Source organism: Ruegeria sp. AK11 (assembly GCF_056541095.1).
Genome location: NZ_JBQFXU010000002.1, coordinates 172124 through 197754, shown reverse-complemented (window position 1 = coordinate 197754; position 25631 = coordinate 172124). Strand labels below are relative to the sequence as shown.

Below are 25631 nucleotides of genomic sequence, written 5' to 3'. Positions count from 1 at the left end.
GAGTGATATCAGATTACGGGTGTTTTGATCCTTCGCCGATCACACCTAAGCTGGCAGATCCTCTGACCTAATACGTAACGCGAAGGAACGCGTGATTTCCGAGCCAGAAACGGGATGACCTCTGTCCTGACTTGTACTAACAATCAGGTAAATATCCGAGAAAAGCGCGATCATCTCGGACAAAACTATGCAAATGTGAAAGTACGGAGTATGACTGACACCTTCTATCGCGATTTCGAGGCACGATTTCGTGGCGATCCTTCTCTTATTCGGGAGCGTTTGCGAGTATACCAGCCCTTCCTGTCGCCACTCGCCGCTCAGAAAGGGGACGCACAGGCGCTTGATCTGGGATGCGGTCGAGGTGAATGGCTGGAAATTCTGGAAGAGGCTGGCCTGAGTGCACGTGGCGTCGATATCGACAAGGGGATGCTTGATATCGCTCACCAAAAAGGTCTGGCGGTTGAACAGATGGAGGCGCTGCCGGCGTTGAAAGCGCTGCCAGACAACACGCTTGCCCTAGTGTCCGCATTTCATTTGATCGAGCATCTGCCTTTTGACGATATTCGCGAACTGGTAACAGAGGCGCACCGTGTTTTGCGCCCTGGTGGGCTTTTGATTTTGGAAACACCCAATCCGGAAAATCCACTTGTTAGCTTGGTCAATTTTCATCTTGACCCTACGCACTTGCGACCGCTGCCTCCGGGGTTAACCAGTTTTCTCACCGAGCATGTCGGGTTCGAGCGCAACGTGATTCTTCGTTTGCAGGGCAGTGAGCCAAGAGAGGAAACAGCTGCTCATTTGATCAGTCTTTTCACAGATGTTTCGCTTGATTATGCAGTGGTAGCACAGGTTGATGGACCAGAGATCGGTGCTCTGGATGAGGCGTTTTCGCTTCGAATTGGGATGGACCTGATCCAAGGTGTCTACCGGTTTGACAGAGCATTATCAGAGATTCACCGGGCGCTGGGCAACGTTCCACCTCTCGCCACGGAAGTGTCGAGCCTTCGCGATGATATCATGCAACTGCAAAGAGCGCACACAATGACCCAAGTTCAACCCAAGCGTGGAGCGCTTGAAAAAATGCTGTTCCGCACAACGAACGGGCGTCCAGTCCGGACATTGCGGAGGCTGCTCTTCCACGCGAGCGGTAAGCCGCGCGGGATATTTCGTAGGTGGGTATTGAATCACGACGGATCTCCTCGGCGCCAATTCCAGCAATGGATGGCAAGCCCGGAATATCTGGCGCTACACTGGCCGACGAGCCAACGCTTGAACGCAGCACCTAAATCCTCAGAAGACGATGGCAACGGGGCAACTTTCCTTTCAGGGGAGGCTGAAATCTCGACAACAAAATGGGCTTCACCCGAACCCTTCGTGCAAAACTCGGAACTCGTCATGTCGCGCGGTGCCGAAGGAGGGCACTGGATAACGCACCGAAATGATTCCGTGATTGGCGGGTCTCTTCGTCAGACTGGCCAGTTCCAGGAGCACGCCATTGATGATGTAATGCAGATTCTTGCCCAAAATGGGCATGAAATCGCGACGTCATGTTTCGTGGATATCGGAGCGAATATCGGCTCCCATTCGATCCATGCGGCACGGCGTGGTTTTGACCGCGTTATCGCTTTTGAACCAGACCCGCAAAACTTTCGACTTTTGCGCGCTAACACATTCCTGCACGAGGTAGATCACAAGGTGTCCTGCCACCAAATGGCAGTATCGGACAGAAACGGCACGATGCAGATGGAGCTCTCGCCTTCCAATTTCGGAGACCATCGCCTTCGCGTCTCAGGCGACATCGCGAATAATCTACATGATGAGGGCGATTGGATCCTTCAGGATGTGCCGGTTCGGACCTTTGACAGTTTAGTCGAGGATGGCCTGCTGCCTGAAGACGGGCCCGATTTGATTTGGATCGATACGCAAGGGCATGAAGGTCACGTGCTGGCCTGTGCAAAAAGAATGGCCACAATGCGTTGCCCGGTTGTGCTTGAGTTTTGGCCCTATGGTCTTGAGCGTTCCGGGGGTTACAAAATGTTACGCGACGCAATCGCATCACGCGACGATATCCGGGTCATTGATCTTGGCACATCTAACCCGAATAGCCTAAACCAGCTATCTCTTGATGCGCTTGATCAGATGTACGAGGCATTGCGGCAAGGCGAGTCCAAGGCCGGTTCTCCGCATACTGATCTTTTGCTGATGCCAAATCTTACAGGCTCTTGATACCATTGTTACAATTCAACTACGGAAACCTATCGTGAAACTGCGTCGGGTCTTATCGCGCTTCTTGCATTCTTCCGAAACGCTGCCTTTGTCTGCGCCGGCCCCGCAGATGACTGCAGCTCATCTCGCTGAAATTGCGGAGCGCCAGGAACGGTTACTGCTGGCCACTGGGCAGGTTGCTGCCCGGCAGGTTCAGGCGATGGAAAGGCTTGAATGTATCGCCGACGCAGAATTCCGCATCCATTCTCAATTCGGGGAAGATGGCATTATCGAATGGTTGGTCTCGCAACTGCCAAGCATACCACGCGTCTTTGTTGAGTTTGGAGTTGAAAACTATACCGAAGCGAATACGCGCTTTTTGGTGCGCCACAGGGGGTGGCGCGGTCTGATCATGGATGGGTCAGCCGCGAATATTGCGTATGTTCGGGCAGATCCAATCCACGTCTTCAATGACATAACGCCCGTTGAAGCCTTTATTACTGCGGAAAATATCGACACTCTGCTGATCGAACACGATCTGTCGGGCGAAATTGGCATTCTTAGTGTCGATATTGACGGCAACGATTATTGGGTGCTGGATGCGATTAGCTCCGTATCTCCGGCGATACTGATTGTTGAATACAACGCGATCTTTGGTGATTTGCATAACCTGACTGTCCCTTACGATCCGGGCTTCGAGCGTTTCTCGGCACATTATTCAGGCCAGTATTATGGTGCATCTCTGGGTGCGTTCAAAATGCTGGCCGCTGCGAAAGGGTATCAATTTGTCGGAACAAACTCGGCCGGCGTGAACGCATTTTTTGTACGTGATGACCTCTCCTCACATATCACATCAAAACTTGATACATATCGCGCATGGCCATCCCGGCATCGGGACTCGCGGGATGAGAATATGGCAATGTCCTTTTTTCGCGGGCTCGATCGTGCAGAACTTATTTTGGATAAGCCTGTTATCGATCTGTCGTCGGGCAAGACGCTGACCCTCCGAGACCTGGGCCCGCTTTACAGTGATCACTGGATAAGCGAAATGTAGAGACCTTAGCCAACCCTGGAACTGCTGACCTTAATTCAGATAGCTGGATCGCGTTACCTAGAAGTGTATTCCATGACAATTCATTAGGTAGATTTCAGTGTATTTAACTGTCTGCAGTCGGTCTTCGGAATCATGGCTTTCGGCGGTCGCGGTTTTGCTCAGCGCCGAAATGCTGCTAAAGGCGGCACGATCCCGGAAACTTGTTTACTGGATAAGTTAAATCTTTGTCTTCAAGTGTGTAGGGGCCGGAACGTCCACAGGAGCTCACTCTTGTTTTCGTCACAACCCTCTGGCCTTTGGGTGCGCCTGTTTGCGTGTAGCCAGCCTTTGTCTGCATGTTCTGAGAATCGAATCATGTTTCAAAATCCACATACTTTTGTGAAAGCGTGGATATTTGGGTTTTTTTGTTTGAGTATTTGTTGATTTGTAGGATTATTGTGGGATGTGTTGAGATGAGATCGAGGCGAGACCGCCAAATGGTCGTTCCTGATTTGTAACCGCTCCGGGATCGCAATCATCGTTAAACAGGATAGAAACAAATGCTGAATCCAAAGACGTCACAGACCGATGAAAGCACCGACCTGCTGTCTCATGCGGTAAAGATAGCCGACTTGGCCAGCGAAGCAGCGCGGGGGTATTTTCGTGGCGCGCTGGGGGTTGAGTTCAAATCGGATGAAAGCCCGGTGACACAGGCCGACAAGGGTGTTGAAGCGCAGGTTCGCGCCTATCTTGGACAGCATTTTCCCGATCACGGCGTCTTTGGCGAAGAACATGGGTTCGAGGGTCAGGATTGTCGCGAGGTTTGGATCATCGACCCGATCGATGGAACCCGGTCATTCCTGTCCGGGCATCCGCTGTTTGGATTTCTGTTGGGGCATCTGGTTGACGGTAAACCGGATATCGGCGTGATCGGAATGCCGGCGATAAATGAAATTTTCACCGGCGTTGTTGGCCGGGGCGCCACGTTGAATGGCCGTGAGATCACGACTTCGGCCCAAACGCGGCTGGATCAGTCCATTCTTTTTGTAAACGAGGGGGATAAGATCTATCGCGATCATCCGGCGCTGTTCGACAGGCTGATGCAGTCTGGACAGACCAGACGGTTCGCCTATGATTGCTACCCCCATGCCCTGCTGGCGGCGGGCCATGTGGATGCTGTGATCGACTATGACCTTCAGCCCTATGACTACCTGCCGGTGATGGCCGTGGTTGAAGCTGCGGGTGGGGTGATGACAGATTGGGAGGGTCGGCCGCTTGACCTGAACTCCGACGGCCGGGTGATTTCAGCGGCAACACCCGAACTGCACGGGGAGATGCTGGATTTGGTGAACGGGTAGGATCATGGCGATAGTAAGCTTTCTCATCAGCCTGGCCGGAGCCACGATGCTGCTACTTTACGCAGTGCGGATGGTCCGCACAGGGATCGAGCGCAGCTATGGGGCTTCGTTCCAGCGCCTCATGACGGGCCAAAGCCATTATGCACAGGCTTCAATGGTCGGCATTGTAATGGCGGTGGTTCTGCAAAGCTCGGCAGCGGTTGCCCTTTTGACATCGGGTTTTGCTGCTGGGGGGTTCCTGACCTTTCCCACCGGCCTTGCAATCGTGCTGGGCGCTGATCTCGGTTCGGCGCTGATCATTCAGGTTTTGTCGTTCCAGCTGGGTTGGCTGATACCATTGCTTCTGGCGGTTGGTGGGTATCTGTTTGTCAAGACCGAGGCCAAGAAGCCCCGGCAATTGGGGCGCATCCTGATGGGGATTGCGTTCATCCTGATCTCATTGCGCTTTTTGCGCGAAGCCATGGACCCGATCCGGGACAGTGCCTTTCTACCTGCCGTCGCCGAGTATCTGGCGCGCGACTATATTACAGCGTTTCTGGTCGGCGGCGCGCTGGCCTTTGTTATGCATTCCTCGGTCGCGGCGATCCTGATGTGTGTGACGCTGGTCCAGATCGGCGCAATCCCATTTGCTGCCGGGCTGTCGCTGGTATTGGGGGCCAATTTCGGTTCAGCTTTCATACCTGTTTGGCTGAGCAGGGGGATGGAAATGCCTGCCAGGCGCATACCCTTTGCCAACCTGGTCTTGCGCGGCAGCTGGGCGATTGTCACCCTTTTCGCAGCGACTGCGGCACTGCGTGCCGGTGTTCTGGGGGATTTGCAGGGCGGTCAGATGCTGGTCAATGCGCATCTGGCGTTCAATGCTTCGTTGCTGTTGCTGGCACTGCCGTTCTGCGGGCGATTGCGCGCGCCGTTCGAGCAGTTTTTTCCGGACCCGAAATCTGCGAATGCGCTGGCCCAGGCAGGTCGCCCGGCCAGCGCGCTGGATGTGCGCACCGCCGGCAGCCCGTCTCAGGCGCTGTCCAGCCTCAAGCGTGAACTGCTGCGGATGAGCGATCTGGTCGAGTCGATGTTCCGCCCGTCACTGGAATTGTACCGCAGCGGCGACAAGGACCAGATACGCGCCGTAAGGGACATGGACGAAGATGTGAACAACTGCCTGTCGGGTATTCGAAAATTCGTGGCTGCCATTCCCGAGGAGACATTCGGAAAGCAGAACGCAAAAGTGGCGCGCGACCTGATGGAATACGCAATCCGCCTGGAAACTGCGGGCGACGTTGTTGCCAAGCGGTTGACTGTTCTGGCGGGCGACATGCGGAAAAAGGGCGCTTCATTTTCAAAAGAGGGCTGGTCGGAACTGGTTGAGATGCACGAAGGCATCCTGGCCAACCTCAAACTGGCCTCAAACGTTCTGATCTCGGACGATCTGGAAAGCGCCCGTCTGCTGAGCCTTGAGAAAACCGAAATCAAACGGGCCGAGCGCGACAGCCGCAAACGCCACCTCAAACGCCTGCAGCACGGCAGTACGGAAAGCTTTGAGACCAGCGATATACACCTGGAAACCCTGCGCGCGTTCCGTGAATTCAACAGCCACATCGCTGCGGTGGCCTATCCGATCCTGTATCGGAACGGGCAATTGCTGGAAACCCGCCTGATCGAAGAAATGCCGCACAAGGAACAGGACGAGGATACGGAGGTCTAGGTCCAACAGCACCGGCAGAGATCGGTTCCGTACGAATACGGTCTGTTACAGATTGTAACCGCTCGGGCCAGTTTCTGCCGCTTTTTCGCGTCGCCGTGCTGGACGCGGGATTAGAATAAGATAGCGTGTCGGCAATTGGTTCCGGGGGCTGTCCGTGCTGCGTTTTTTAATCTTCATTCTGTGTCCGGTCGTGCTGGCGGCATGTGTTGACCGGACTGTATCCGAAACGCTTCCATCTGCATTGGAAATCGGAACTCCCGAAACGGTTTTTGCGGCCACGACGCGTGCGCGCGAGCCCGATGGCACGTATGGATTCCGCCGCGCAGAACGCCTGCAATTTCTGGAAACCACCGTGTCGATACCACCGGGGCGTTCACCGGGAAGCCTTAAATTTTCATACGCAAACCCTGACCCGAGAAAACAGTTCGTGCTGGCAGAGGTAGATCAGCTAAGCGGGCCGCAACAGCTGAAAGACAGGCTGAGTGGGGCCGAGGAAGTTACGATTTTTGTGCACGGCTATAACTCCACTCAGACAGAGACATTGTTCCGGGCCGCTCAGCTGTCGCATGATATCGGCATTCCCGGTCAAATCCTTGTCTATTCATGGCCCAGCCGCGCGACAGGCTATGGTTATGCCTATGATCTGGACAGTATGTTGTTTGCCCGTGATGGGCTGGAAGAAACCATTCGTCTACTCAAGTCCATGGGGGTCAAGCGAGTAGCCCTTGTGGCGCATTCAATGGGCGGCGCGCTGGCAATGGAGATGATACGGCAAACCGAACTGAAACAGCCGGGCTGGGCAAAGCGAAATCTGGAAGGCCTTATTCTGATATCGCCCGATCTGGATGTGGATGTTTTTCGGTCGCAGATGAACAGTATCAAAAATCCTCCTGATCCTTTTGTCCTGATGGTGTCCAAGAAAGACAAGGTCCTGAACGTCTCCGGCCGGTTGAGGGGAACCGCCGATGGTGAAAGGCTTGGCAATATCGGATCGGCCGAGAAGCTGTCCGATTATCCGATTGAAATCCTGGATACGACTGCCTTCAACAGCGATGCGGAATCCTCCCACTTTGTGGCTGCTACTTCTCCGGCCTTATTGACTATCCTCCGCTCTGTGCGCCGGGTCAGCGAAACATTTGGGCGCGATGACCGGCGCGGGATCGACATTCTCGTGCCGCCAAGCCAGCGCAATCCTGCTGGCGCCACAGAAATCGTGCTGACTGAAACCGGCCAGGCCCAGGTAAGTAATCCGTGACGCGGGTTTCCCTGCACCGGTTTCTTGCGGACAACGCGACCTGGCTTGGGGCCGGCGTTCTGCTGACATTTCTGTCCAGTTTCGGGCAGACCTTTTTCATCTCGGTCTTTGCTGGTGAAATCCGCTCGGAATTTGGCCTCAGCCACGGCGCATGGGGTGGGCTGTACACGTTAGGCACGACCCTGTCCGCCGTCGTGATGATCTGGGCCGGAGGGTTGACGGATATCTTCCGCGTACGGGTTTTGGGCCCGGTTGTGCTGGCGGGACTGGCGTTGGCCGCGATTGCAATGGCGCTGAACACTTGGCTGCTGCTGTTGCCGTTGGTGATTTTTTTGTTGCGGTTATTTGGGCAGGGGATGAGCACGCATCTTGCCGTGGTCGCAATGGCCCGCTGGTTCACGGTTACGCGGGGCAAAGCGCTTTCCATAGCGTCCACCGGCTATGCGCTTGGCGAGGCGTTGCTGCCGCTGATCTTTGTTGGCGCCATGGTTTATCTGGATTGGCGTTGGCTGTGGATTGCCGCGGCGGGCATCACGGCGTTGGGTATTCCGATCCTGATGCGGCTGCTGCGAGAAGAGAGAACTCCACAAAGCCTCGCCAACGCGTTTTCAGCATCGGGAATGCAGGGAAAACACTGGACCCGCCGGGACGCTCTGTTCCATCCCCTGTTCTGGTTCATGGTGCCATCAGTGCTTGGGCCATCCGCATTTATCACCGCGTTTTTCTTTCATCAGGTTTATCTGGCTGATGTGAAGGGGTGGCAGCATATCCAGCTGGTGGCGCTATTTCCGATCTTTACCGGAATATCCCTGCTGTCCATGTTTGCATCTGGCTGGGCGCTGGATAAATGGGGAACCGCCCGGATCATGCCCTACTATCAGCTTCCGATCGCACTTGGGTTCGTCATTCTGGGCACAACCAATTCAATCGGCGGCGCAACCCTTGGGCTGGTTTTCCTGGCTTTGACCGTTGGGGCAAACAGCACGTTGCCCAGCGCATTCTGGGCCGAATTCTACGGAACCCGACATATCGGTGCGATCAAGGCGATGGCCGCGGCTGTCATGGTTCTGGGATCGGCCATCGGCCCCGGCCTGACCGGCGTTCTGATTGACCTTGGTATTTCGCTGAACACTCAGTTCATCTGGGTTGGGGTGTTTTTCGTGCTGGTTTGCGTTCTGGTCCGAACCGGAATTTCCCGCGCCCGTCGGGACTTTTAGCGCATTCGCCTGAGATAGACGTAATAAGCACCGTCGCCGCCATGGCTGATATGCGCTGGCGTGATCTGCATCACCGCCTGCGCCAACGGCGGTATGGACAGCCAGTGCGGCACCTGATTGCGCAGAACGCCGCGCGGGGTGGGGATCGGGCCGGGTTCGTCGCGGTCCTTGCCTTTGCCGGTTACCACCAGAACCAGTCGCTTACCTTGTGCCTGTGCGCTCAGGATAAAGCGGATCAACGCAGGATGGGCCGTATCAACCCGCATACCGTGAAGATCCAGCTTGCCTTCGGGCTTTAGCTTACCGCGTTTCATCCGGCCAAAAGCTTTGATATCCATCTGAACAGGCGCGGCACGCAGCGCATCCGTCACCGATGGCTTCAGATCGTTTGGATTAGGTTTCGGCTGAAGGTTCTGACCAAGCTCAAACACCTCAAACCGGGGTTTTGGTGTTTTTCTGGGTCTGGGCTTCGGCAGGGTGGTCGGATGGACACTCTGCGGACTGTCCGGATGCAGTCGCTCGGCCTGTTTGGTGACCTTGCGCCATAGCTCGATCTCGTCGGTTGTCAGTTTGCGCCGTGTCATCAGAATTCATCCGGCAACAGGGCATAGGCGCGCTGAATAGGCAGCAACAGAACCATCCGACCCGGATCTTTCAGCCTGCCCGCAGCCTGCCCGGCCTCTTCACCGGTTCCGAAAAAGATGTCGGCGCGCTGCGCGCCTTTGATGGCCGCGCCCGTGTCCTGCGCGATCATAAGCCGTCGCAACGGGTTTTCACCGTCCTTTTCCACCCAAACAGGTGCGCCCAACGGCGTATAGGCGGGGTCTGCCGCAATCGAGCGCATTGTCGTGATCGACCGGTTCATCGCCCCCAAAGGTCCAAATTCGGGGGCAACGCGTGAGACTTCGCGAAAGAAAACGTATGACGGGTTGTGAAGCAGCAACTCGGCACCGGCCTCGGGGTTTTTGCGCACCCAGGCACGGATCATCTGGGCGCTGACCTCATGCGCACCCAGAACCCCGCGTCGCACCAGCTCAACACCAATCGACCGATAGGGGTGACCATTCGCACCACCATATCCAACCCGCAGCGCACCACCATCCGACAATCGAATGCGCCCCGAGCCCTGAATTTGCAGAAAGAACAGCTCGACAGGGTCGTCAACCCAGGCGATCTCTAGCCCGCGGCCCTGCATCACATCACCGGTCAGGATGTCACGACGGCTCAGCCATGGTCCTTCGGCACGGGCTTCGGGCGGCATCTTGTAGATCGGGTATTTGAAACGGTCTGTCCGGGTGCGCGCGCCGTCAAGCTCGGGTTCAAAATAGCCGGTGAACAGGCCCTCTTTGTCATCCTCGACCAGAACAGGGCGGAAGAATAACTCGAAAAAGGCGCGGGCGGCATCCGGTTCATATGTTCTGGCCACACCACACAAGGCGCGCCAATCCGGGTCATCCAGATCACCGCACGTGTTCAGAAATACGGAAAGGGCCGCGCCGTGGTCGTCCTCGGCCCAGCCCTGCAGATCGTCAAACGACAGTATGGATCGCGTTGCCTCGGCTTCGGCAGCGCTGGCGATGGTCATTGCACCCACCAGTAAAAGCGACCGAAGCGTTGCAATCATGCGTCCGTGGCGACAAGCAGCCAGTTTGGATCGTCCTTGCCCATGACGCGGGCAAAGGTCCAGCTGTCCTTCTGGCGCTTCACAGTATTCGGGTTGCCTTCGACGATATCGCCTCCGCGATCCCTAACGACCGAGGTCAGCTCCCCCACGAACTTCATCGTGATTTCGGCCTGGTTCGTATCCTTGTCGAATTTCACATCCGTCAGGGTGGTTTCCCGCACACCGATGAATTCGGCCTCAATGGTCAGGCCCTGATCTTCGCGCGCTGCCACGACCGAAACGAAAGTCTCGAACACCTCTTCCGACAGGAAAGGCTGGATTTCATCCAGATTGCCCCTTTCAAACCCCATCACGATCATCTCATACGCACCGCGCGCGCCCTGAACGAACTCACTGACCGAAAAACCGGGCTCGACACGTTTCATCGCAGCCAGTGTTTGCGCCTGTTCGCTGTCTTCGGCGACATGGTCAGTAATGTCATGATCCGGGCCGCCATCGATCACCTCGAAACCGCGGCGCGATTTATGGGCTTCAGGCTGTTGCTGCACAGGCGGTTTTTCAAAGCCTTCACGCGTGCCCAATACGCTTTTGAGGCGCAGGATCAGGAAAATGGCAATTCCGGCCAGGACCAGGAGCTGGATCATAGGGTTGTCGCTCATTTCATTCTCTTTTCAACGCCGCGACTTTGTATACACGGCCTCATGCCACTATGTAGGTGACAGTGAGTGGCAAGTCCACAGCCCGGCCTAAGGGAAAGGATAACGCAAATGTATCTGTTCTTGGCATTTTTGTTGGTGCCCATAATCGAAATCGCGCTGTTTATTCAGATTGGTGGTTTGATTGGGTTGTGGCCGACACTTGCCATCGTAGTGCTGACCGCGGTTCTGGGCACGGTTTTGGTGCGGACACAAGGTCGCATGGCGCTTGGACAGCTGCAACGGTCCTTTGCCGAACTGGACGATCCGACCGAACCGCTGGCCCATGGGGCAATGATCCTGTTGTCGGGTGCTTTGTTGCTGACACCGGGCTTTTTCACTGATGCCGTTGGTTTTGCGTTGTTAGTTCCCGGTGTCCGCATCGCCGTGTTCCGCTATCTGAAATCCAAGGTTACCGTGACCCAGTTCCAGATGGGGCCGGGCCCCGGATATCAAACCCGGGGGAACCCGTTCGATCAGGGCGATATCATCGATGGGGAATTCACCGAAGTTCGGCCAAAAAAAGACCCCTCGAAGCCTTCGAAATGGGTGGAAGGCCCCCACCAGCATTGAGGTGCCGCGCCCAACTTGCTAAGCAGTGGCGAATTTCATTTTTGGAGTAGATCCATGGCCGAAGAAAACGCTGCAGAAAACACTGCGGCCCAAGCCGCCCCGCAGGTTCAGATGCGTGTTCTGGGGCAGTTCATCCGCGATATGTCCTTTGAAAACGTGATGGCGCAAAAAGGCGTTTCCGGAGACGTACAACCCGAAATCGCCGTTCAGGTGAACCTGGACGCCAAGAAGCGCGCGGCGGACCATCAGTTCGAAGTTTCGATCAAGCTGAACCTGACATCCAAAGCCAAAGGCATGGATGACATTCTGTTCCTGTGCGAACTGGACTATTGCGGCATGTTCCACGTGGAAGGTGTGCCAGAAGATCAGCTGCACCCGTTCCTGATGATCGAATGCCCGCGCATGTTGTTCCCGTTCCTGCGCCGCATCGTCAGCGACATCACCCGCGATGGCGGCTTCCCGCCGGTCAACCTGGACAATATCGATTTCGTTGCGCTCTATCGCAATGAATTGATGCGCCGTCAGGCCGAACAGGCCCAAAAAGCCGACGCGTAAGTTTTTACCCGCGCCTGTCCGGATCAGGCGCGGGTCCACAAGGCGTTCTCGCCCAGTTTTTTCACGAAAGCTTCATGTGCAGCGCGCTCATCCTCGGTGATCCGGGATGGCAATGGTGTGCTGCGCGGTGTGGCTCGCCAATCATCGCTGCCACCATCCACTGAAGATGCGGATGTCGACAGACCAAAATCAGGCTGCCGTCCACCGATCAATTCCAGGTAAACCTCGGCCAGAATTTCCGAGTCGAGCAACGCGCCGTGCAGCACACGGTTCGAGTTGTCGATATTGAAGCGACGGCACAGCGCATCCAGTGACGCCGGAGAGCCGGGGAACCGTTTGCGGGCAATTGCCAGTGTATCCAATGCCTGCTCCATCGGGATAAGCGGGGCACCCATCCATTTCAGCTCGGCATTCAGGAACTTCATGTCGAATGAGGCGTTGTGGATCACCAACCGCGCATCGCCAACAAAATCGCGAAACCCATGGCCAACCTTTGCAAAGACCGGCTTGTCTTTCAGCGTCACTTCGCCCTTTTCCGGCGGGCGCGGGGTGTCCAGCAGATCGGGACCAATACCATGCACGCCAAACGCTTCTTCCGGCATCGAGCGTTCGGGGTTGATATAGACGTGATAGGTTTCACCGGTGGCAACGTGGTTCCACAGCTCAACGGCGCCGATTTCCACGATCCGATCCCCGCTTTCGGGGTCAAACCCGGTGGTTTCGGTATCCAGTACAATCTCACGCATGTGCCATCCCCGCCCGTATCTGCCTGACCACATCCTGCACCTGCGCGCGGGCGTGGTCCAGAGTATCGGTCACGATCACAAAATCCGACCGTGCGCATTTTTCATCGTTCGGCATCTGTTTGGCGCGGATTTGCTCGAACTGCGCCTCGGTCATCGTGCCCCGTTCCATAACGCGCCGCTTTTGGTCTTCGGCCGGGACCGAAACGCAGGCCACCGCATCCATTGCTGCATCACCGCCCGTTTCAAACAAAAGCGGAATATCGAACACCAGGATGTCGCTTGTAGCGCTTTCGCGAAATTCTGCGCGGTCAGCAGCGACCAGTGGATGCACAATCGCCTCAATCGTTTTCAACGTGGTCGGGTCATCCGCGATAATCCGTTTCAACGCGTTTCGGCTAACCGCCCCGTCAAGTATCGCATCAGGAAAGGCTGCCCGCATTGGTTCAACCGCTGCTCCACCAATGGCATACAGCCGATGCACCGCCGCATCCGCATCCCACAATGCGCACCCTTCTTCAACGAACATCTGCGCCGTGGTGCTTTTCCCCATACCGATTGAGCCTGTCAGGCCAAGCGCAAAACTCATGCCAGGGCCGCCGCGCGCGTATCCGCGTCTACTTCGGGGCGGACCCCAAACCAGCGTTCAAACCCGGGAACGGCCTGATGCAGCAACATCCCGAGACCATCGACCGTGGTGCATCCGGCCTCCTCAGCAGTTTGCAGCAGGCGGGTTTTCAACGGGGCATAGACCAGGTCCGTTACCACGGCACCGGGCTGCAACCCATCCAGCGGCACGCGCAGCTCTGGCTGGCCCTGCATCCCCAGTGAGGTCGTATTGACCACCAGTTCGGCGTTTTCGATGACATTCCCCGCCTGAACCCAATCGACCACGCGAATGCGTTGGCCGAACTCTTCCTTCAGATGATCCGCGCGGGCGCGGGTTCGGTTGGTCAGCAGGATTTCCGGCACTCCGGCATCAGACAAGGCCTGCAAAACGGCACGGGCAGCACCCCCGGCACCAAACACAACCGCCGGGCCATCTTTCGCATTCCAGTCAGGCGCGCCGCTGCGCAGGTTTTCCATAAACCCGTACCCGTCGGTGTTATCTGCATGTATCGAACCATCAGTTCGGAACACCAGCGTATTTGCCGCACCAATCACGGTTGCACGGTCAGAAACGTGATCTGCGATCTTCAACGCCGCTTCTTTGTGCGGAACGGTCACATTGGCCCCGACAAAGCCCGCTTTGGGCAGGGTTCGCAGCACAGTCTCCAGATCCGCAGAGGCGACGTCCATCGGGATATAATGCCCGGCAAGCCCATAGGTCTTTAACCAATGGCCGTGCAGCTTGGGTGAGCGCGAATGCCCGATGGGATGCCCGATCACTCCGGCCAAAGGAACCCGGTTGTCTGTCATTGCTCGATCACCCCTTTGACAGCCAGAAAGTTGAGAAGCTCTAACAGAGGCATACCCAAAACGTTAAAATAGTCGCCGTCAATGGTCGCGAACAGGCGTACACCTTCTTCTTCCAGCTTGTAGCCTCCGACGGCATGGCGAATGCTGTCCCAGTTCCGCGCAACATAGTCTTTCAGATAGGCATCGGAACTGGCCCGCATCCGCAAACGCACCTGCCCCACATGCCGCCAGATCGGTTCACCATCCTGATAGATCACAGCTGCTGACAAAAGCATGTGCCGCTTGCCGCGCATGGCTTTCAGTTGGTCCAGCGCCTGTTCCGGGGTTTCGGGCTTTGACAGCAGCTGCCCTTCGAAATCCAGCACCTGATCACACCCGATCACCATGGCGCCAGGGTTCTTGTCGCTGACCTTACGCGCTTTGATCTCGGCCAGCGTATCGGCAATATCGCGTGGTGAGGCATTTTCCGCCAACAACGCCCGTTTGACCGCCTCTTCATCCACGCGCGCCGTTTGAACTGCAAACTGCACACTTGCGTTCTTGAGCAATTGCGCGCGAATAACAGATCCCGAAGCCAGAAGAATGGGGACAGACATGTGGAAAACCCCGTGTGCAAATCGATAAGAGTTCTGGGGTGTTTTGTATGGTTTTCCGGTTGACACGCAACCCTGGGAATTTTGCGGCAAAGATCCCCGAGTCGCTCAAATCTCATCCCGTCGGGACAAGGATAACTCCAACTCTTGGGATAACAGATGTATCCAATGATACCCATCGGTTTATCCACAGATCAGATTTACCTGATCCAACTTACCTTATTGATTTATATCAATAATTCGTACTGTCAACAGAATCACCGGCGATCTCAGATATTCTGTCCCCCTGGGGAAAACGCTAGGGTAAAAAAGTAATCCACGGATTTCTGGCACCCTACAAAACCATCATCCTTTTTCTTTTCTTATTTTTTTATTAGGGAGGGTACCGAACAACGTTCGGAGTCGGCATGACAGACCTTCTTTTCACGATTTACCCGTGGGTGAAGTCATTACATATCATGGCCGTAATCTCATGGATGGCGGGCTTGTTCTATTTACCACGGCTGTTTGTTTATCACGTCGAAAAAGCGCAGGCCGTAGAGGGCGCGCAAGACATCTTCTTTGAAATGGAAGACAAGCTGCTGCGGGTGATCATGCGCCCCGCGATGGTTGTAACCTGGGTATGCGGGCTGATCATGGTGTTCACACCGGGGATCGTCGGATGGGATTTTGCATGGCCCTGGGTCAAAGGTGCGGGCGTGATCGCGATGACCTGGTTCCACCATTGGCTTATGGCCCGAAGGAAGGATTTCCTGGCAGGCCAGAATAAGCTCACTGGGCGGCAGTATCGCATGATGAACGAGGTTCCGACCATTCTGATGGTTGCCATCGTTCTGGCGGTCATTCTGAAGTTCTGAACGCCTGTTTGACTCCGAACGTCGCTGCGCTTATGTAGATCACAACACGCCCGTCCGGGCGGCGTATTTTCCGTACTGAAATTCCACTTCAAGCCGCGTTCTCAGCGGTGAAGGTATGTATCATGTCCAATGAATCCCTGAATCTGGCCGACCTGAAAGCCAAAAGCCCCAAAGACCTTCTGGCCATGGCCGAAGAGCTGGAGATCGAAAACGCCTCGACTATGCGTAAGGGCGAAATGATGTTCCAGATTCTGCGCGAACGTGCCGATGATGGCTGGACCGTCGGCGGTGATGGCGTACTGGAAGTGCTACAGGACGGGTTCGGCTTTCTGCGCTCGCCCGAGGCGAACTATCTGCCGGGCCCTGATGATATCTATGTCTCGCCCGATATGATCCGTCTGCACTCATTGCGGACCGGGGACACGGTCGAAGGCGAGATCAAGGCGCCGGATGAGAATGAGCGTTATTTCGCGCTAACCAAAGTCACCATGATCAACTTTGAAGATCCCGAAAAGGCCAAGCACAAGATCCTGTTCGACAACCTGACGCCTCTGTACCCGGATGAGCGTCTGAAGATGGAAATCGAAGACCCCACCATCAAGGATAAGTCAGCGCGCGTGATCGATCTGGTTGCGCCGATCGGTAAAGGTCAGCGTTCATTGATCGTGGCACCGCCGCGGACCGGAAAAACCGTGATCCTGCAGAACATCGCGCATTCGATCGAACAGAACCACCCGGAGTGTTATCTGATCGTCCTGCTGATCGACGAACGCCCGGAAGAAGTGACCGACATGCAGCGCTCGGTTAAGGGTGAGGTTGTGTCGTCAACCTTCGATGAGCCCGCAACGCGTCACGTGGCCGTGTCGGAGATGGTCATTGAAAAGGCCAAGCGTTTGGTCGAACATAAACGAGATGTTGTTATTCTTCTCGACTCGATCACAAGACTTGGTAGGGCGTTTAACACCGTTGTTCCGTCCTCGGGTAAAGTTCTGACCGGTGGTGTGGATGCGAATGCGTTGCAGCGGCCCAAGCGTTTCTTCGGTGCGGCCCGGAATATTGAAGAGGGCGGATCGCTGACCATTATCGCCACCGCGCTGATCGATACCGGCAGCCGGATGGACGAGGTGATCTTTGAAGAATTCAAAGGTACTGGTAACTCGGAAATCGTTCTGGACCGCAAGATTGCAGACAAACGCGTGTTCCCGGCGATCGACATCCTTAAATCCGGTACTCGGAAAGAGGACCTGCTGGTCGACAAGGGCGATCTGGCCAAGACCTTCGTTCTGCGCCGTATCCTCAATCCGATGGGTACCACCGACGCAATCGAGTTCTTGTTGTCGAAGTTGAAACAGACGAAGACAAACGGCGAGTTCTTCGATTCGATGAACACCTGACACAGGTCTTAGACCCCAGCGAGGCCTTCGAATGGATACGATATTCGCCTTGGCCAGCGCGCAAGGCAAAGCAGGGGTGGCGGTCATTCGCCTCTCTGGCCCCGAAGCGCATTCCGCAGCCGCATATCTGTGCGGCGCGGAACTGCCCAAGCGGGGAATGGTCTTGCGCACCCTGCGGGATCAGGATGGATCACATCTAGATGATGGTCTGGTTCTGACATTTCAGGCACCGGCAAGTTTCACCGGTGAAGACGTGGCAGAACTTCAGATCCACGGCAGCACGGCCTCGGTCAATGCGGTTCTGCGTTGTTTGTCGAACACCGATGGGCTGCGACTGGCGGACCCGGGTGAGTTTACACGCCGGGCCCTTGAAAATGGCAAGATGGATCTGACACAGGTCGAAGGCCTGGCAGATCTGATTGACGCGGAAACCGAGGCACAGCGTAAGCAGGCCCAAACCATTCTGGCCGGTGAGCTTGGCACGCTGGCCGAGCGCTGGCGGCGCGATTTGATCCGCGCGGCATCGTTGCTGGAAGCGGTCATAGATTTCGCTGATGAAGACGTCCCCACTGACGTCACGCCGGAAGTCCGTAGTTTGACAAGCGGAGTTCTGGCAGATCTTCGTCGAGAAGCTGATGGGGTAAAGATCGCCGAGCGTATTCGTACCGGATTTGAAGTGGCTATTGTCGGTCTTCCCAATGCAGGAAAATCAACCCTGCTGAACGCGCTTGCGGGGCGCGAGGCTGCGATTACTTCGGAATACGCAGGCACGACCCGGGACGTGATCGAGGTTCGAATGGATCTGGCTGGTTTGCCGGTGACATTGCTGGATACGGCCGGGTTGCGGGATACCGAAGATCATGTCGAAAATCTTGGGATCGAGCTGGCTCGAAAACGGGCAGATGCGGCGGACCTGCGCGTTTTCCTGGCTGAAGCACCGGAAGATCTGGGTGTGGCCATGCAGGATGGCGATATCCACGTTCTACCCAAAGCGGACTTGCGAGAGGGCGCTGCTGAAGGTGTTTCAGGAAAGACAGGACAGGGGATTGACGCGCTTGTAGACCAGATTTCGTGGGTCTTGAGTGATAGAACCACAACACATGGTATTGCCACGCGTGAGCGCCACCGCGCTGCGATGAATAAGGCATCGGATTCACTTGCTGCTGCGATCACGGTTCTGGAATCAGGCCCGGACCTGTATGATATCGCTGCGGAGGAGTTAAGAACCGCCATACGGGCGCTTGAATCTCTGGTTGGCAGAATAGATGTCGAAACACTGTTGGATGAAATCTTCTCCAGCTTTTGTTTGGGAAAATAAGGATTGTTTCACGTGAAACATTCAAACTTTGATGTCATCGTGGTTGGGGCTGGTCATGCCGGTACGGAGGCTGCGCACGCCGCTGCCAGGATGGGTGCGAAAACCGCTTTGGTGACATTATCCGCGACCGATATCGGAGTCATGTCCTGCAATCCGGCCATCGGCGGGTTGGGGAAGGGACATCTGGTACGAGAGATTGACGCGCTAGATGGTGTAATGGGCCGTGTCGCTGACCAGGCTGGTATCCAGTTCCGACTGCTGAACCGGCGAAAAGGTCCGGCTGTTCAGGGTCCCAGAACGCAGGCTGATCGCGCCTTGTACCGGGCGGCGATGCAAAACGAAATCAGCAATCAGGAAAACCTATCCGTTATCGTTGGGGAGGTTGTAGATTTTCTGATGGACGGACACCGTGTCGCCGGTGTCGTCCTCGGAGATGGGTCGGAAGTGTACGCCAAAGCCGTTGTTCTGACCTCCGGAACCTTCCTGCGCGGCGTCATCCATATCGGCGACGTGTCACGGGCTGGTGGGCGAATGGGAGATCGCCCGTCAATAAAACTGGCCGAGAGGTTGGATAGCTATAACCTTCCGCTGGGACGCTTGAAAACCGGCACACCGCCGCGTCTGGATGGGCGTACGATCGACTGGTCGGGTTTGGAAAAACAAGACGGGGATGAGGACCCAACCTTGTTTTCTTTCCTGTCAACATCGGTTGTCGCGCCTCAGATTTCCTGCGGTATTACACACACCAATGCAAAGACGCATGAGATCATCGAAGCAAACCTCTCAAAATCGGCGATGTATGGCGGCCATATCGACGGCATAGGTCCAAGATATTGCCCTTCGATCGAAGACAAGATTGTGCGCTTTGCAGATAAGGACTCGCATCAGGTTTTCCTTGAGCCCGAAGGCGTTAATGACCACACGATTTATCCCAACGGTATTTCAACGTCACTGCCTCAGGACGTGCAGTTGGAATATGTTCGGTCGATCAAAGGGCTTGAAAAGGCAAATATTCTGCAACCGGGCTATGCGATTGAATATGATTATGTGGACCCTCGTATCTTAACCGCGTCCTTGTCGCTACCCGACGTTCCGGGACTATATCTGGCAGGGCAGATCAACGGAACCACAGGATATGAGGAAGCCGCAGCACAAGGGATGGTCGCCGGCCTCAATGCGGCGCTGGATGTACTGGGCCGCGAACCGGTCATTTTCACCAGATCAGACAGCTATATCGGCGTGATGATAGACGACCTGACGACCCGTGGTGTGGCTGAGCCGTATCGAATGTTTACCTCCAGGGCTGAATTCCGTCTGTCTTTGCGGGCAGACAATGCCGATCAACGGTTGACACCGATTGGGTTGGAACTTGGTTGTGTCGGAGAGAAGCGACAGGCACATTTTGAAAAGAAAATGAGCCAGCTTGATGCCGCGAAATCCAAGTTGACCGCACGCACATACACACCCAAGGAAGTTCTTTCGGCTGGGATCAACGTCAACCAGGATGGAAACCGCCGAGATGGAATGGCGATTCTGGCATTTCCGGATACATCCTTCGAGGATATGTTCCGTCTGATACCTGATCTACAAGATGTTGACGTGGCGATCCGGCTTCAAATCGAACGCGACGCGCTTTACGCAAACTATATCGATCGGCAAAAGCGCGATGTTGAGGCCATGAAGCGGGATGAATCCTATGTTATCCCACGTGGGTTTGACTACTTTGGCTTGGATGGGCTGTCTTCTGAGATGAAGCAAAAACTGTCGCAGGCCAAGCCGTCGAACATAGCGCAAGCAAGCCGTGTCGAAGGTGTTACTCCGGCTGCCTTGACCCTTGTCCTGGCGAAATTGCGCCGCGATCAACGAGCACGCCAGGCATGACGGTCGATTATTCCAAGTTTGATGGCTTGAATGTTTCACGTGAAACATTTGAGCGTCTGAAAACCTATGTTGATCTGGTGAACCGCTGGAACCCCAGGATAAATCTTGTTTCGCGCAATAGCCTGGAATTCATTTGGGATCGGCATATTCTGGATTCTGTCCAGGTTTTTCGATGCGCTGAAACGTTTGACACCTGGGTGGACCTTGGTAGTGGCGGCGGGTTCCCCGGAATGGTGTGCGCCATTATTGCGGCCGAGGAAGTTCCGGCCGCCAGTTTCTCTCTTGTGGAAAGCGACCAGCGAAAATCGGCATTTCTGCGTAACGTTGCCCGTGAATGTGGCGTGTCGTGTAAAGTGATTTCCAAGCGGATTGAGGTGGTTGAACCCCTGGGTGCAAACATCGTTTCGGCGCGCGCGCTGGCGGATTTGCGTACATTGTTATCGTTTTGTGACAGACATTTAGGTGAAAACGGGACCGCGCTGTTGCCCAAAGGTGCAAACTGGAAAAAAGAGCTGGAAGAAGCGCGCGGGGAATGGAATTTCGATGCTGAGGCCATTACAAGTTTAACTGAACCTCAGGCCGTTATCCTTAAGATCAAAGGAGTATCACGTGGTTGATCTGTCTCGACCGTCCGGACCCCGGATAATTGCGGTTGCCAATCAGAAGGGCGGAGTAGGGAAAACAACCACAGCGATCAACCTGGCGGCAGGACTGGCCGAAGCTGGTTGCAGGGTGTTAGTGGTTGACCTCGATCCACAAGGGAACGCATCCACCGGATTAGGGGTCGAAGATCGGGATTGGACCACTTATGACCTCATTCTGGACGACGCGCCTTTGGAGGCAGTGGTTCAAGAGACGGAGATCGAGAACCTTTTGGTTGTCCCTGCAACGGTCGACCTGAGCTCGGCGGATATCGAGCTGATTTCCAACGAAAAACGCAGTTATCTTTTGCATGATGCGCTGCGTCAGACGGCGGTGGACGCGTTTGAGCTGGATTTCATCCTGATAGATTGCCCGCCGTCACTGAACCTCTTGACGGTAAACGCGATGGTTGCCGCCCATTCTGTCCTAGTACCGCTGCAAAGTGAGTTCTTTGCGCTGGAGGGTCTTTCGCAATTGATGCTGACAATTCGGGAGGTCCGGCAAACCGCGAATCCAGACCTGAGAATCGAAGGTGTTGTGTTAACTATGTATGACAACCGCAACAACTTGTCCCGCCAGGTCGAAAAGGATGCGCGTGACAATTTGGGCGAGATGGTTTTTAAAACAAAGATACCCAGGAATGTGCGGGTCAGCGAGGCGCCATCCTATGCGCTGCCGGTATTGCAGTATGACTCGGGATCACTTGGTGCGATGGCGTATCGGCATCTGGCCCGTGAGATCATGCATAAGAACAACAAGACCGCAGCATGAGCGGTGGAGAGGAGGCCGACATGAGCACCAGGAAAGCGAAATCCAGAGGGTTGGGCCGCGGATTATCCGCACTCATGGCGGACGTTAATCCAGAGGCGGGCAACCGAGTACCATCTGACGTGCGCAGACCTGATCTGAAGGTTCCGATTGAAAAGCTGAAGGCAAACCCAAATCAGCCGCGACGCACATTTCAGCCCGAACAATTGGATGAGCTTGCCGCGTCGGTTCGGGAAAAAGGTATCATCCAACCCTTGATCGTACGTCCAACAGGGGTTGGAGAATACGAAATCGTCGCTGGTGAACGCCGGTGGCGGGCTGCTCAGATGGCGCAGCTGCACGAGATCCCTGTGATTGTGCGCGAATTCGATGATACCGAGGTACTGGAAGTTGCGATCATCGAAAACATCCAGCGCGCTGATCTGAACGCAGTGGAAGAGGCCGCCGGATACAGGCAGTTGATGGATCGCTTTGGCCACACGCAGGAAAAGCTTGCTGAGGCTTTGGGGAAAAGCCGCAGCCATATTGCGAACCTGTTGCGGCTTTTGTCTCTGCCAATTGACGTGCAAACTCTTGTAATTGAAGGGAAATTATCGGCTGGTCATGCGCGGGCGCTGATTACGGCGGAAAATCCCTCGGAATTGGCAAAACTGATCGTCAAGGATGGTCTGTCTGTGCGCGCTACCGAGGCGCTGGTCAAGAAACAGCAGCAGGGCGACACTGCACGACCTGCTCCCAGATCCAGGAATCTGGATGCCGGAAAAGATGCTGATACACGCGCGCTGGAAAAAGACCTGTCTGCGATTCTGGCAATGAAAGTATCAATCAACCACAAGGCGGGAACGGAATCCGGTCAGGTTGTTCTGACATATGAAAACCTGGATCAGCTTGACGATCTTTGTGCAAAGCTCAGCCGTTAGGGCGCGTCCAGATAAATATCAGGACGCCGCCCAGAACAATGACCTGAAGGATCAGCACGAAGGGCGGAACGGATAGGAGCAAAGACACCCCTAAAACGGCGGCGACCGATAAGGTTGCTGCCTTTTTTGCGGCCGGACGTATTGCGCCCGAACTCTGCCAATCCAGTATCATTGGCCCGAAAATCCGGTGCGACAGAAGCCAGTTGTGCAACCGTGAAGAGGATCGCGCAAAGAAAAACGCTGCCAGCAACAAAAATGGAACCGTTGGAAGAAGAGGCAGAACAACCCCAATCGCGGCCATCGCAACGCAAAGCAATCCCAGCCCCGCCCAAAGATACTGCATATCTAGCCCATCAATTCCCGGATTACAGCATTCAGCACGGCGCGCCCCGCTGGTGTTGCTCTGAGTCTGTTGTTCTCACGTTCAATCATATTAATGCCGACCAGATGGTCCACGGTTTCGTCTGGAAGTGGAGGGCCCGACAGGGCCTCCCACCTATCTACATCTAGTCCTTCTGAAATCCTCATGCCCATCATAAGGTATTCGCTCGCCTGATCTTCAAGCGAAAGGACATAGCGTTTCTTTTCTCCGCAACCCTTCGTGGCGGCGTCAAGCCAACGTTGCGGGTTCAGATGGGTCTCGGTCGCGTGTTTTTGACCATCCACAGTAATCCGCCCATGAGCGCCGGGACCAATGCCGACATAATCCCCGTAACGCCAATAGACCAGATTGTGCTGCGACTCTGCACCGGGGCGGGCGTGGTTGGACACCTCATAGGCGGGCAGGCCGTGTTTCTCGCAAATCTCTTGTGTTGCAAGGTACATGTCGGCCGCACTGTCATCTTCGGGCAAGCCGCGCAGTTTTCCGACAGCATAACGATCGCCAAAAGCGGTGCCATCTTCGATTGTCAGTTGATACAGCGACAGGTGATCCACAGCCATGGACAGAGCTTCGTTCAACTCGGACCGCCAGGCATCCAGCGTTTGGTGCTGTCTGGCATAGATCAGGTCAAAGCTGACCCGTTCAAAACAATCACGGGCGATGTCAAAGGCAGCGCGGGCCTCGGCCACAGTGTGAATCCGCCCCAAGCGGCGCAGGTCTTCGTCGTTGAGCGCCTGCACGCCCATCGAGATCCGGTTGACGCCTGCGTCACGATAGGCCGCGAACCGACCGGCCTCGACCGATCCGGGATTAGCCTCCAGCGTGATTTCCATGGTGTTGGAAGGGCGCCAGAGCGCACGGGCCTCACCGATCACGGCGGCAACGGTTTCCGGGTCCATCAGCGACGGGGTTCCACCGCCGAAAAAGATCGTGTTCAGCACCCGATCCGGGGTTTCGACGGCCGAGCGCCGCAATTCGCTCAGATAGGAGTTAAGCCATTGTTTTTGATCGATAGTTTTGGAAACATGGCTGTTGAAGTCGCAATAGGGGCATTTGGCCTCGCAAAAGGGCCAATGCACGTACAGGCCAAAGCCCCCGTTGCGCCAATCATCCGCCAAAGCAGCCTTTCACGAACTTCTCAACCGCGCGTCCGCGATGGCTGATCTTGTTCTTTTCCCAGCGATCCATCTCGGCAAAGGTAATGTCGTATCCTTCGGGAACAAACATCGGGTCATAGCCGAATCCACCTTCGCCGCGGATGGGCCAGACCAAATGACCGGGGGCAATGCCTTCAAACACTTCATCATGCCCATCAGGCCAGGCCAGCACCAGCGTGCTGCGGAATTGCGCTGTGCGGGGATGGGGGGCGTTCTTTGCCTCTAGCTCAGTATGGGCGCGGGTCATCGCCATCAGGAAGTCGCGCCCATTGGCGGTTTCGGCCCAATCCGCGGTATAAACACCCGGCGCGCCGTCCAGCGCGTCGATGGTGATTCCGGAATCGTCTGACAGGGCAGGCAGTCCGGTGGCCTTTGCGGCGGCGTGGGCCTTGATCCGGGCGTTGCCGACAAAGGTGTCCTCGGTCTCTTCCGGTTCGGGCAGGTCCATGTCCGCCGCACCCACAACCGTCACGCCAAAAGGTTCGAGGAGATGCGCCATCTCCTCAAGCTTGCCTTTGTTGTGGGTCGCGACCAGAAGCCTGTCGCTGTCAAACTTACGGGTCATGCGGTGGCGGCTTTCTGGGCTGCGGCCAGCTCGGCAACGCCTTTTTCCGCCAGATCCACCAGCTGATCCATCTGGGCGCGGCTGAAAACAGAACCTTCGGCGCTCATCTGGACCTCGATCAGTTTGCCTGATCCGGTCATGATAAAGTTGCCGTCGACACCGGCCTCGCTGTCTTCCGGATAGTCAAGGTCCAGCACAGGCTGGCCCGCATAGATCCCGCAGGACACGGCGGCGACCGGATCAACCAGCGGATCTGAAATCACGTCACCTGCTTTCATCAGTTTGTTGACGGCCAGTCGCAGCGCAACCCAGCCGCCGGTGATCGAGGCACAGCGGGTGCCGCCATCGGCCTGGATCACATCGCAATCAACGGTGATCTGACGTTCGCCCAGTGCAACCCGGTCGACGCCGGCGCGCAGGGCGCGACCAATCAGGCGCTGGATTTCCACCGTACGCCCGCCTTGCTTGCCCGAGGCCGCTTCACGCCGCATCCGAGTATTGGTGGCGCGGGGCAGCATACCGTATTCGGCGGTGACCCAGCCTAGCCCCGAACCCTTGATGAAAGGGGGTACGCGATCTTCGATCGTAGCGGTACACAGAACATGTGTATCGCCCATTTTGATCAGGCAGGAACCTTCGGCATGTTTGGTGAACCCCGTTTCAATTGAAACGGCGCGCATTTCACTTAAGTCTCTTCCAGAGGGTCGCATGGGAAATCCTTTGTTTGCTGGGTTGGGGATACCGCCCCGCAGCGTTACGATGCAACCCCGATTGACCT

26 protein-coding genes are annotated in these 25631 nt (G+C 55.7%); 15 read left to right on the top strand and 11 right to left on the bottom strand.

What is annotated here, in order from left to right:
• The first annotated feature begins 210 nt into the window (after positions 1-210).
• The 6 genes from ACR0D9_RS08530 to ACR0D9_RS08505 all read left to right on the top strand — a co-directional run bounded on the left by ACR0D9_RS08530 (position 211) and on the right by ACR0D9_RS08505 (position 8767).
• Complete coding sequence (locus tag ACR0D9_RS08530; RefSeq protein ID WP_480538404.1) at positions 211-2226, top strand: FkbM family methyltransferase; 2016 nt, start codon at positions 211-213, stop codon at positions 2224-2226.
• 34 nt (positions 2227-2260) lie between these two features.
• Complete coding sequence (locus ACR0D9_RS08525; protein ID WP_480538402.1) at positions 2261-3259, top strand: hypothetical protein; 999 nt, start codon at positions 2261-2263, stop codon at positions 3257-3259.
• A 539-nt stretch (positions 3260-3798) separates the two neighbouring features.
• A complete protein-coding gene (locus tag ACR0D9_RS08520; RefSeq protein WP_480486895.1) occupies positions 3799-4596 on the top strand; it encodes an inositol monophosphatase family protein in 798 nt (265 codons plus the stop codon).
• A 4-nt stretch (positions 4597-4600) separates the two neighbouring features.
• Positions 4601-6295, top strand: coding sequence for a Na/Pi cotransporter family protein (locus ACR0D9_RS08515; protein WP_480482560.1), 1695 nt, complete (start codon positions 4601-4603; stop codon positions 6293-6295).
• Positions 6296-6449: 154 nt separating this feature from the next.
• Complete coding sequence (locus tag ACR0D9_RS08510) at positions 6450-7550, top strand: alpha/beta hydrolase (protein ID WP_480482558.1); 1101 nt, start codon at positions 6450-6452, stop codon at positions 7548-7550.
• Positions 7547-8767 (top strand): MFS transporter, encoded by a 1221-nt coding sequence (locus tag ACR0D9_RS08505; protein ID WP_480538400.1) that lies wholly within the window; start codon positions 7547-7549, stop codon positions 8765-8767. The genes ACR0D9_RS08510 and ACR0D9_RS08505 overlap by 4 nt, the downstream gene beginning before the upstream one ends.
• Here the strand turns inward: ACR0D9_RS08505 and ACR0D9_RS08500 are convergent.
• Genes ACR0D9_RS08500 through ACR0D9_RS08490 form a run of 3 tightly spaced genes read right to left on the bottom strand, consistent with a single transcriptional unit; the run spans position 8764 to position 11050 of the window.
• On the bottom strand, positions 8764-9351 hold the full coding sequence (locus ACR0D9_RS08500) for a Smr/MutS family protein (RefSeq protein ID WP_480538398.1): 588 nt from the start codon (positions 9349-9351) through the stop codon (positions 8764-8766). The two genes, ACR0D9_RS08505 and ACR0D9_RS08500, sit on opposite strands and share 4 nt — an antisense overlap.
• Positions 9351-10391 carry a murein transglycosylase A gene (mltA, locus tag ACR0D9_RS08495; protein WP_480538396.1) on the bottom strand — a complete coding sequence of 347 codons (1041 nt, stop codon included), beginning with the start codon at positions 10389-10391 and terminating at the stop codon, positions 9351-9353. The genes ACR0D9_RS08500 and mltA overlap by 1 nt, the downstream gene beginning before the upstream one ends.
• Positions 10388-11050 (bottom strand): Tim44/TimA family putative adaptor protein, encoded by a 663-nt coding sequence (locus tag ACR0D9_RS08490; protein WP_480482550.1) that lies wholly within the window; start codon positions 11048-11050, stop codon positions 10388-10390. The genes mltA and ACR0D9_RS08490 overlap by 4 nt, the downstream gene beginning before the upstream one ends.
• A gap of 108 nt (positions 11051-11158) precedes the next feature.
• Between ACR0D9_RS08490 and ACR0D9_RS08485 the strand changes: the two genes are divergently transcribed.
• Both ACR0D9_RS08485 and secB read left to right on the top strand, forming a co-directional pair.
• On the top strand, positions 11159-11659 hold the full coding sequence (locus ACR0D9_RS08485) for an FxsA family protein (protein WP_209506871.1): 501 nt from the start codon (positions 11159-11161) through the stop codon (positions 11657-11659).
• Positions 11660-11713: 54 nt separating this feature from the next.
• Complete coding sequence (gene secB / locus ACR0D9_RS08480; protein WP_209506872.1) at positions 11714-12214, top strand: protein-export chaperone SecB; 501 nt, start codon at positions 11714-11716, stop codon at positions 12212-12214.
• Positions 12215-12237: 23 nt separating this feature from the next.
• Here the strand turns inward: secB and dnaQ are convergent, their stop codons facing one another.
• From dnaQ to ACR0D9_RS08460, 4 genes are read right to left on the bottom strand one after another with little or no spacing between them, the layout of a single operon-like run.
• Positions 12238-12960 carry a DNA polymerase III subunit epsilon gene (gene dnaQ / locus ACR0D9_RS08475; RefSeq protein ID WP_480538394.1) on the bottom strand — a complete coding sequence of 241 codons (723 nt, stop codon included), beginning with the start codon at positions 12958-12960 and terminating at the stop codon, positions 12238-12240.
• A complete protein-coding gene (gene coaE, locus ACR0D9_RS08470) occupies positions 12953-13546 on the bottom strand; it encodes a dephospho-CoA kinase (RefSeq protein WP_480486905.1) in 594 nt (197 codons plus the stop codon). The genes dnaQ and coaE overlap by 8 nt, the downstream gene beginning before the upstream one ends.
• Positions 13543-14376, bottom strand: a complete 834-nt coding sequence (locus ACR0D9_RS08465; RefSeq protein WP_267364724.1) for a shikimate dehydrogenase — start codon at positions 14374-14376, stop codon at positions 13543-13545. The genes coaE and ACR0D9_RS08465 overlap by 4 nt, the downstream gene beginning before the upstream one ends.
• Positions 14373-14972, bottom strand: a complete 600-nt coding sequence (locus ACR0D9_RS08460; protein ID WP_480538391.1) for a Maf family protein — start codon at positions 14970-14972, stop codon at positions 14373-14375. The genes ACR0D9_RS08465 and ACR0D9_RS08460 overlap by 4 nt, the downstream gene beginning before the upstream one ends.
• A 404-nt stretch (positions 14973-15376) precedes the next feature.
• Here ACR0D9_RS08460 and ACR0D9_RS08455 point away from each other — a divergent pair, with 404 nt between their 5' ends.
• The 7 genes from ACR0D9_RS08455 (at position 15377) to ACR0D9_RS08425 (ending at position 22749) form a co-directional block, all read left to right on the top strand.
• Positions 15377-15826, top strand: coding sequence for a CopD family protein (locus ACR0D9_RS08455; RefSeq protein ID WP_209506877.1), 450 nt, complete (start codon positions 15377-15379; stop codon positions 15824-15826).
• Between the two features lie 122 nt (positions 15827-15948).
• A complete protein-coding gene (gene rho, locus ACR0D9_RS08450; protein ID WP_267364726.1) occupies positions 15949-17220 on the top strand; it encodes a transcription termination factor Rho in 1272 nt (423 codons plus the stop codon).
• A gap of 31 nt (positions 17221-17251) precedes the next feature.
• Positions 17252-18538 carry a tRNA uridine-5-carboxymethylaminomethyl(34) synthesis GTPase MnmE gene (gene mnmE, locus ACR0D9_RS08445; protein ID WP_480538389.1) on the top strand — a complete coding sequence of 429 codons (1287 nt, stop codon included), beginning with the start codon at positions 17252-17254 and terminating at the stop codon, positions 18536-18538.
• A 12-nt stretch (positions 18539-18550) separates the two neighbouring features.
• A complete protein-coding gene (mnmG, locus tag ACR0D9_RS08440) occupies positions 18551-20419 on the top strand; it encodes a tRNA uridine-5-carboxymethylaminomethyl(34) synthesis enzyme MnmG (protein WP_480538388.1) in 1869 nt (622 codons plus the stop codon).
• The gene (gene rsmG, locus ACR0D9_RS08435) at positions 20416-21036 is read left to right on the top strand and encodes a 16S rRNA (guanine(527)-N(7))-methyltransferase RsmG (protein WP_480538386.1); all 621 of its coding nucleotides are present in this window, start codon (positions 20416-20418) and stop codon (positions 21034-21036) included. Before mnmG ends, rsmG begins: the two co-directional genes overlap by 4 nt.
• Positions 21029-21832 (top strand): ParA family protein, encoded by an 804-nt coding sequence (locus tag ACR0D9_RS08430; protein WP_209506882.1) that lies wholly within the window; start codon positions 21029-21031, stop codon positions 21830-21832. The genes rsmG and ACR0D9_RS08430 overlap by 8 nt, the downstream gene beginning before the upstream one ends.
• 20 nt (positions 21833-21852) lie before the next feature.
• Positions 21853-22749, top strand: a complete 897-nt coding sequence (locus ACR0D9_RS08425) for a ParB/RepB/Spo0J family partition protein (RefSeq protein ID WP_480486918.1) — start codon at positions 21853-21855, stop codon at positions 22747-22749.
• Here the strand turns inward: ACR0D9_RS08425 and ACR0D9_RS08420 are convergent.
• From ACR0D9_RS08420 to rph, 4 genes are read right to left on the bottom strand one after another with little or no spacing between them, the layout of a single operon-like run.
• Entirely contained in the window at positions 22739-23092 is a 354-nt protein-coding gene (locus tag ACR0D9_RS08420; protein ID WP_480482526.1) for a YbaN family protein, read from the bottom strand. The genes ACR0D9_RS08425 and ACR0D9_RS08420 overlap by 11 nt on opposite strands.
• Positions 23093-23094: 2 nt before the next feature.
• A complete protein-coding gene (gene hemW / locus ACR0D9_RS08415) occupies positions 23095-24249 on the bottom strand; it encodes a radical SAM family heme chaperone HemW (RefSeq protein WP_480538383.1) in 1155 nt (384 codons plus the stop codon).
• Positions 24239-24853, bottom strand: coding sequence for an RdgB/HAM1 family non-canonical purine NTP pyrophosphatase (gene rdgB / locus ACR0D9_RS08410; RefSeq protein ID WP_480482522.1), 615 nt, complete (start codon positions 24851-24853; stop codon positions 24239-24241). Before rdgB ends, hemW begins: the two co-directional genes overlap by 11 nt.
• On the bottom strand, positions 24850-25563 hold the full coding sequence (rph, locus tag ACR0D9_RS08405) for a ribonuclease PH (protein ID WP_267363729.1): 714 nt from the start codon (positions 25561-25563) through the stop codon (positions 24850-24852). The genes rdgB and rph overlap by 4 nt, the downstream gene beginning before the upstream one ends.
• Positions 25564-25631: the final 68 nt, after the last annotated feature.